13 protein-coding genes are annotated in these 7,263 nt (G+C 48.7%); 2 read left to right on the top strand and 11 right to left on the bottom strand.

Features of this window, described 5'->3' with window-relative positions:
• The 11 genes from rpmE to PX484_RS02915 form a co-directional block, all read right to left on the bottom strand.
• The coding region (gene rpmE / locus PX484_RS02965; RefSeq protein ID WP_288102797.1) for a 50S ribosomal protein L31 at positions 1 to 140 on the bottom strand (140 nt) is incomplete at its 3' end.
• A gap of 19 nt (positions 141 to 159) precedes the next feature.
• Positions 160 to 573, bottom strand: coding sequence for a 30S ribosomal protein S9 (gene rpsI / locus PX484_RS02960; RefSeq protein ID WP_002737094.1), 414 nt, complete (start codon positions 571 to 573; stop codon positions 160 to 162).
• A 4-nt stretch (positions 574 to 577) separates the two neighbouring features.
• Positions 578 to 1,033, bottom strand: a complete 456-nt coding sequence (rplM, locus tag PX484_RS02955; RefSeq protein ID WP_002735375.1) for a 50S ribosomal protein L13 — start codon at positions 1,031 to 1,033, stop codon at positions 578 to 580.
• A 117-nt stretch (positions 1,034 to 1,150) separates the two neighbouring features.
• Positions 1,151 to 1,981 carry a tRNA pseudouridine(38-40) synthase TruA gene (truA, locus tag PX484_RS02950; RefSeq protein WP_287665040.1) on the bottom strand — a complete coding sequence of 277 codons (831 nt, stop codon included), beginning with the start codon at positions 1,979 to 1,981 and terminating at the stop codon, positions 1,151 to 1,153.
• Between the two features lie 2 nt (positions 1,982 to 1,983).
• Positions 1,984 to 2,334: a 50S ribosomal protein L17 gene (gene rplQ, locus PX484_RS02945; protein WP_002801078.1), complete on the bottom strand. Its 351-nt coding sequence runs from the start codon at positions 2,332 to 2,334 to the stop codon at positions 1,984 to 1,986.
• Positions 2,335 to 2,355: 21 nt separating this feature from the next.
• Positions 2,356 to 3,297 (bottom strand): DNA-directed RNA polymerase subunit alpha, encoded by a 942-nt coding sequence (locus tag PX484_RS02940; RefSeq protein WP_002766101.1) that lies wholly within the window; start codon positions 3,295 to 3,297, stop codon positions 2,356 to 2,358.
• 193 nt (positions 3,298 to 3,490) lie between these two features.
• Complete coding sequence (gene rpsK, locus PX484_RS02935) at positions 3,491 to 3,883, bottom strand: 30S ribosomal protein S11 (RefSeq protein ID WP_002735413.1); 393 nt, start codon at positions 3,881 to 3,883, stop codon at positions 3,491 to 3,493.
• A gap of 39 nt (positions 3,884 to 3,922) precedes the next feature.
• The gene (gene rpsM, locus PX484_RS02930; RefSeq protein WP_002735415.1) at positions 3,923 to 4,306 is read right to left on the bottom strand and encodes a 30S ribosomal protein S13; all 384 of its coding nucleotides are present in this window, start codon (positions 4,304 to 4,306) and stop codon (positions 3,923 to 3,925) included.
• Between the two features lie 92 nt (positions 4,307 to 4,398).
• The gene (gene rpmJ, locus PX484_RS02925) at positions 4,399 to 4,512 is read right to left on the bottom strand and encodes a 50S ribosomal protein L36 (protein WP_012593611.1); all 114 of its coding nucleotides are present in this window, start codon (positions 4,510 to 4,512) and stop codon (positions 4,399 to 4,401) included.
• Positions 4,513 to 4,639: 127 nt separating this feature from the next.
• A complete protein-coding gene (gene infA, locus PX484_RS02920; protein ID WP_002737109.1) occupies positions 4,640 to 4,870 on the bottom strand; it encodes a translation initiation factor IF-1 in 231 nt (76 codons plus the stop codon).
• Positions 4,871 to 5,179: 309 nt separating this feature from the next.
• Positions 5,180 to 5,446 carry a YciI family protein gene (locus PX484_RS02915; protein ID WP_002736524.1) on the bottom strand — a complete coding sequence of 89 codons (267 nt, stop codon included), beginning with the start codon at positions 5,444 to 5,446 and terminating at the stop codon, positions 5,180 to 5,182.
• Positions 5,447 to 5,607: 161 nt separating this feature from the next.
• Here PX484_RS02915 and PX484_RS02910 point away from each other — a divergent pair, with 161 nt between their 5' ends.
• Positions 5,608 to 6,159 carry a 2'-5' RNA ligase family protein gene (locus PX484_RS02910; RefSeq protein ID WP_287665043.1) on the top strand — a complete coding sequence of 184 codons (552 nt, stop codon included), beginning with the start codon at positions 5,608 to 5,610 and terminating at the stop codon, positions 6,157 to 6,159.
• 147 nt (positions 6,160 to 6,306) lie between these two features.
• On the top strand, positions 6,307 to 7,263 hold a 957-nt coding region (locus PX484_RS02905; protein WP_288102794.1), incomplete at its 3' end, for an FAD-binding protein.

Genomic DNA, 7,263 nt, shown 5'->3' with positions numbered 1-7,263 from the left:
GTTCCCGTATAAAAAGGATGATTACCCGACCAAACCTCCACATGAATTTCTGGTTTTGTCGAACCCACCGTCATCACCAGTTCACCATTACAGATCACCTTGGCTTCCGGATACCAAGTAGGATGAATTTTTTTCGGCATAATAAACCTCTCTATTAACCTAACGTTTCGAGTATTGAGGCGCTTTGCGCGCTTTGTGAAGACCGTATTTTTTCCGTTCCTTCGCCCGGGGATCCCGAGTCAGATAACCTTCACTCTTAAGGGGAGGACGATTTTCCGGGGCCAATTGACATAAAGCTCTAGCGACACCTAATTTCACCGCATCCGCCTGACCGGTCAAACCACCGCCCTCGGCCTTAACAATGATATCATACTCGTTTTCTAGTCCCAAAGTCTCCAGAGGAGCCTTAATCGTCTGGATATAGGTGGGAATGCGGTTAAAATGGGTTTCCCCATCGCGACCGTTAACGGTAATTGCCCCCGTCCCCGGCACCAGACGCACGGAAGCGACCGCCGATTTGCGTCGTCCCGTTCCCCAATAAACTACCTTATTTTTACTGTCCGTGGCTTGCATTGACTTAATTTCCTCCTGCGGGAATCGTATTAATCGCTAAAACTTCCGGTTGTTGTGCCTGATGGGGATGTTCCGCACCGGCATAAACTTTCAGTTTCGTGAACAATTTCCGACCTAAGCTATTTTTCGGGAGCATTCCCTTAACAGCGTGTTCGATAATCCGTTCGGGAATGCGTTTTTGCAGTTTATCGAAGCTTTCTACCTTCATACCACCCGGTCTGCCGGAGTCGCGGCGATAAACTTTCTGTTGACGTTTTTTGCCCGTCACCGTCACTTTTTCGGCGTTAATAACAATGACAAAATCCCCCGTATCCAGATGGGGGGTGAAGGTGGCTTTATTTTTGCCCCGTAGAATCATTGCGATTTCGGTGGCCAGACGACCTAGACGCTGATCGGCCGCATCGATGACGTACCATTTCTGCTCTAGAGTCTCTAAATTTGGTAGAGGTGTTTTGTTCATGGTGAGTTTGCCTTGGTTTACAAAAATTAATTTTTTTTATTGCCCACCTGGGTGTTGGGGGGTTAGAGTTTTAGGGTTTTAGTTGGAATTCCCCTATTTCCCTATTTCCCTATCTCCCTATTCCCCTATCCCCTCTGCTCGGAAATAATAAAGAGGCTGAGTCTCGCACCAGACGCTATCGGCAAAGGGAAAATCGGCGTAACCCACCCGCAGTAAACATAGTCCTTTAGCTGGTGCGGCGTATTTGACCAATTCTCGGCGCTGATTGACCCAGATGTCGGTAAAGTTTTCTAGCGATCGCTCACCAGTTCCCACCTCCACCAACATTCCCACCAATAGGCGCACCATCCCGTACAAAAAGCCATTGGCTTGGATTTCCATCTGTACAAACGGCCCTTGACGGTAGCATTCCACCCCCTGTACTTCTACCCAGGAATGGTCGCGACTAGAGTTAGCACGGTGAAAGGCGGCCAGATGGTGCTTGCCCAATAGGGGCCGTAAAGCCCTGGCCATCAAATCGGCATCGAGGGGACGATGGTAGTAGTGCCAACTAAAGGGGCTAACAAAGAGATTGGGGATGGGGTCGGTATAGAGGGTGTAACGATAACGTCGCCAGAGGGCCGAGAAACGGGCGTGCCAGCGATCGGGAACCCGGGCTGAGGCCCGAATGACGATATCGTCATCTAGCCGAGCATTGAGAACCTTGGACCAATGGGAGGGTGGGATCGGACTCTGCTGCTCGAAATGGGCAACTTGGGCGGCGGCGTGAACACCGCTATCGGTACGTCCTGCCCCGTGCAGAGTGACGGCATGACCGAGAATATCGGCCAGAGCCTTCTCGATTTCTTCCTGCACGCTCCTGTGATGGGGTTGCCGTTGCCAGCCGTGGAAATTAGTTCCCACATACTGGATAACTAGGGCGATCCGCGACTGGGGGCAAGCTGTCATCGTTACATCAGTTCGATAATCGCCATGGGGGCATTATCCCCGCGACGGCGCAGGGTACGCACGACCCTGGTATAACCGCCGTTACGACTGCCATAACGGGCTTGTGCGCCTTCAAAGAGGGCGTGAACCAGTTGTTTATCGTAGATGTAGCCCATAGCTTGGCGACGGGCGCTCAGGGAACCGTCTTTAGCTAGGGTGATAATGTGGTCTACCTCTGCTCGCACCGCTTTCGCTTTCGCTAGGGTGGTGGTGATCTGACCGTGGCGAATTAGCTGGGTGGCCAAGCTGCGCAGCAGTGCCTTTCTTTGGTCAGCCGGCAGACCCAATTGAGGCACTTTACACCGATGTCTCATGGTATTTTCCTGGAATTGGGTTTACTTGCTTTTTTCTTGGGGTAGGGTGATGCCTAACCGTTTTTGTAGGGCTTCAATGACTTCTTCAGCCGATTTCTGCCCAAAGTTTTTGATTTCTAAGAGATCTTCTTGGCTGTAATCGAGGAGGTCGGCTACGGTGTTGATCTGCGCTCGCTTCAGGCAATTGTAGGCGCGCACGGATAATTGTAGTTCCTCGATCGGAATTTGGTTTTCTTGGTTGATCTCTTGGTCGTCAAAGTTACCGGAGGATTCGAGGGCGTTGAGATCCTTGAGCGGGTTAAAGAGATTAACTAGCATATCGGCCGCTTGGGAAAGGGCTTCTTTGGGGTTAATGCTCCCGTTTGTCCAAATTTCTAAGAGCAGACGATCTCTAGCTTGACCGCTTTCGGAACGGATATCTTCGACGCTGTAGTTGACTTTGGTTACGGGCATAAAGATAGAGTCGATTTGCAGAAAGTCTAGCGAAGTGGCCTCCTCTTTACTGCGATCAATCGCCCGATAGCCTTTGCCTTTTTCCACGCGAAATTCCATCTCTAGCTTGGCTCCTTCGGCTAGGGTGGCGACGTACTGATTGCGATCAACTATCTCGATTTCTGAGGGTAAATCGAATTGTGCCGCCACTACTGTCGCCGGCCCAGTTGCCACTAAACGCCCGATCTGGGTTTGATTGGTGTAGCTTTTCAGGATGATTTCTTTCATGTTGAGCATGAGTTCCATCACGTCCTCGCGTACTCCCTGGACGGTGGCAAATTCGTGATTGACTCCCGCGATCCGCAGGGCCGTCACGGCCGCTCCTTCCAGATTGGAAATGAGAATCCGTCTCAGGGCATTACCTACGGTCGTACCCTGGCCTCTTTCTAGAGGCTCTAGTACAAACTTACTGTACTGACTCTGATTCTTGTAAGTTTTTGCTTCTACACACTCGATTTGAAATTGCGCCACCGATTGACCTCCCTTGTTCAGTTATCAGTTATCAGTTATCAGTTATCAGTTTTCTCTAGCGTTCAGCATTTAACGTTCAGCGTTCAGTTTTTTGAGCAGATGGTCTTTGACGACCGGATTCTCCTGCTGATGCGCTCAAAGCTAACGGCTGCTGGCCTCAAGATCCCTGTCACCTGAAAAAGCTGTTCACTGTTTACACTCTCCGGCGTTTGGGAGGACGACAACCATTGTGGGGGATGGGGGTCACGTCCCGGATCAGGGTGATTTCTAATCCTGCTCCTTGCAGGGCCCGGATTGCGGTTTCCCGTCCTGCCCCGGGGCCACTAACCATCACTTCTAGTTGACGCATTCCCTGTTCGATCGCTCGGCGGGCGGCGTTATCGGCGGCGGTTTGGGCGGCGAAGGGGGTTCCTTTTTTGGCTCCTTTAAAACCACTCGATCCCGCCGATGCCCAAGAGATCACATCGCCTTTGGTATCGGCGATCGTGACAATGGTATTGTTGAAGGTCGATTGAATGTGAGCGACTCCGGTAGGAATATTTTTCTTCTGTTTTTTCGGTCCGGTTTTTTTGGTTGGTCGCGCCATAGTTTTTCTTGATTGGGGGATATCGCAATGAATAAAAAATTATTTCTTGGAGGGGGCTTTTTTCTTCCCTGCCACTGTCACCCGACGACCGCGACGGGTCCGCGCATTGGTTCGCGTCCGTTGCCCGCGCACGGGTAATCCTAGCCGATGCCGACGACCTCGATAGGTGCCGATATCGGCGAGGCGTTTGATGTTCATCGCCTCCCAGCGTCTCAAATCCCCCTCGATTTGATAATTTGTCTCGATATAAGTCCGTAGCGCCGCCACGTCTTCATCGCTGAGATCCTTGACCCGAGTGTCAGGGTTAACACCCGTCGCAGATAAGACTTCTTGGGAACGCGATAGACCCACTCCGTAGAGGTAGGTCAGGGCGATTTCCACACGCTTATCGCGAGGTAGGTCTACACCAGCTATCCTTGCCACGCTTTTTCTTTCTCCCTATGAACGATTTTTTTCCAAAAACGACTACAATTAACGGTAACGATTCTCTGCCCCAAGACAGTGACTTTGGTGGTTTAACCTTGTCTCTGCTTGTGTTTGGGGTTAGAACAAATTACCATGACTCGACCGCGCCGACGGATGACGCGGCACTTTTCGCACATTTTTTTGACAGACGCTCTAACTTTCATGCCTAACTATTCTGGCAACACTGCAAGCTTATTATTATATCAGATTTCTTTTACCCGTGTCACCTATTTTTTTAAAATAAATTTGGACGCTTATTAGACTTTTTGGCTTCTCTGCCCCTATTTATCGCTATTTTTTTTGATTTTTCAGGCGATAGGTAATTCTGCCTTTGGTTAGGTCGTAGGGGGTCAGTTCCACTTTGACTCGATCGCCAGGGAGGATTTTGATATAATTACGGCGGATTTTGCCAGATATATGGGCTAAGACGTTGAAACCGTTATCTAAATCCACCCTAAACATGGCGTTAGGCAAAGATTCGGTGACGGTTCCTTCCATTTCAATCAGATCTTGTTTAGACAAAGTTAATTCCTCAATTTCACTAGAGACAATTTAACGAACGGCAGCAGCAACCGTGCTGTTAGCACAATTCCCCCAGTATAGCTTATCAGTCATCAGTGATCAGTAATCAGTAACTCAGATGCGAGTTTTCAGTCCACAGCCAAAAAGCTCCCCATCTCCCCACTCTCATCTCCGGCACTCCCCACTCCCCACCCCCATCTCCCCACTCCCAGGCAGTATTAACGAGTAATATTTAGATAATCAACAGCTTAACCTTGCTCTGTTTTCACTGATTACTGATTACTGATTACTGTTCCCTGAAAAGCTAGATTACTCGACGACAATTCGCCATTCATGGAGTTCGTATTCCACACAACCATTCTCGATTAAAGGATCGCGAACTATAATTGCTTGGGCTTCCTCAAGAGAATCGGCCTTAAATAATAACATTCCGCCGCCCCTTTCTGCCCAATAACCAGTTTTTGCTGCTCGTCCTTGGCTAATTAAATCACGCACATAGTCCTTATGGGCGCTGACATAGCGATCGAAGGTAGTTTTATCAACAATGCCTTTTTCTATCTTGACAAACCAGGGCATAAATTCTCAGGAGGCTAGGACTGATTAACAATCATATAATTATACCGATTAATCTTGGCCGTCGATGGTGCCATGTAACAGAGATATACAATTAGCTTAGAGTTGTGGAAGACTGCTAGAATCGAGGTGACAGCTTTATTTCTGTAGCTTTGCTTGCTTCCATGAATCAACCCCAGGGATCTCTATTTTTTATCGCACTTTTGCCGCCGCCAGAAGTACAGGAAATTGCCACAAAAATCAAGTTAGAGTTTGCAGAAATTTACAATAGTCGCGCTGCCCTGAAATCGCCTCCCCACGTCACTCTCCAACCCCCTTTCCGGTGGAATTTAGGACAATTACCGGATTTAGAAAGATGTTTAGAGGAATTTGCTGGCTTGCACGCTCCTATTCCCCTAATTCTCCAGAATTTTGCCGCCTTTAAACCGCGAGTCATTTATATTAATGTCCAGAAAACCCCAGAATTATTAACCCTACAAAAACGGCTTTTACAGCAGCTAGAATCTTCCTTGAATATCAGCGATAATGCCTCAAAAAGCCGAGCTTTTTCGCCCCATTTAACCGTTGGCTTCCGAGATTTAACTAAAGATAATTTCTGGAAAGCTTGGTCAAAATATGCTGATCAAGAGCTATTTTTTGAGGTGATAATCGATGAAATTACCCTCCTAATTCATAACGGCAAGCACTGGGAAATTTATCGGCAATTTTCTCTATAATCCAGACCCTTGCAGGTTTCTATCTACAGAGGAAGGGGTTCTAGTGCTAAAATAGGAGAGAGCAGCTTTTAAAGCTTCATTTCTGGCTTTTTTACGATATTTTAACCTATAGAGCGATTTTATGGCGACTCCGCCGCCCTGAAACCTATGTTACTCAAAAATCCCCCGAAAATCTCCCCCAATCTGATCAAACAGCTAGAAGCGATCCTCGGTAAAGATGGAGTCATCCGTCGCAAAGACGAATTATTAACCTACGAGTGCGATGGTATCACAGGATACAGACAAAGACCCGCTCTTGTGGTACTACCTCGCAGCACCGCAGAAATTGCGGCGGTGGTGAAACTCTGTCACGATAACGAGATTGCCTGGGTAGCGAGGGGTGCAGGAACGGGCTTATCGGGAGGGGCGTTACCCTTAGAAGAGGGGATTCTCATCGTCACGGCGCGGATGAATCAGATTCTCAGGGTTGATTTAGATAATCAAAGGGTGGTGGTACAGCCCGGGGTGATTAATAATTGGGTGACGCAAGCGGTAAGCGGGGCGGGATTTTATTACGCACCGGATCCCTCTAGTCAAATTATCTGCTCGATCGGCGGTAATGTGGCGGAAAATTCCGGCGGGGTTCACTGTTTAAAATACGGTGTGACTACCAATCACGTTATGGGCTTAAAAATCGTCCTTCCCGATGGTTCAATTAGCGATGTGGGGGGGGCAGTACCAGAACAACCGGGCTACGACTTAACCGGTTTATTTGTGGGTTCCGAGGGAACTTTAGGCATCGCCACGGAAATCACCCTAAGAATCCTGAAAACTCCCGAGTCTATCTGTGTTTTACTGGCCGATTTTACCAGTATCGAGTCGGCGGGCCAAGCGGTGGCGGATATTATTAAATCGGGAATGATTCCGGCGGGGATGGAGATTATGGATAATCTCAGTATCAACGCCGTGGAGGATGTGGTGGCCACCGGCTGTTATCCCCGGGATGCCGAGTCAGTTTTATTAGTGGAATTGGATGGTTTAGGGGTAGAAGTAGCCAGGAATAAACATCGGGTTGCCGAGATTTGCCGTCAAAATGGGGCGAGAAATATCACCACGGCTAATGAT

The sequence above is a fragment of the Microcystis sp. M49636_WE2 genome (genome assembly GCF_030065375.1).
Lineage (GTDB): Bacteria > Cyanobacteriota > Cyanobacteriia > Cyanobacteriales > Microcystaceae > Microcystis > Microcystis aeruginosa_C.
This window is presented reverse-complemented; position numbering and strand designations above follow the sequence as displayed.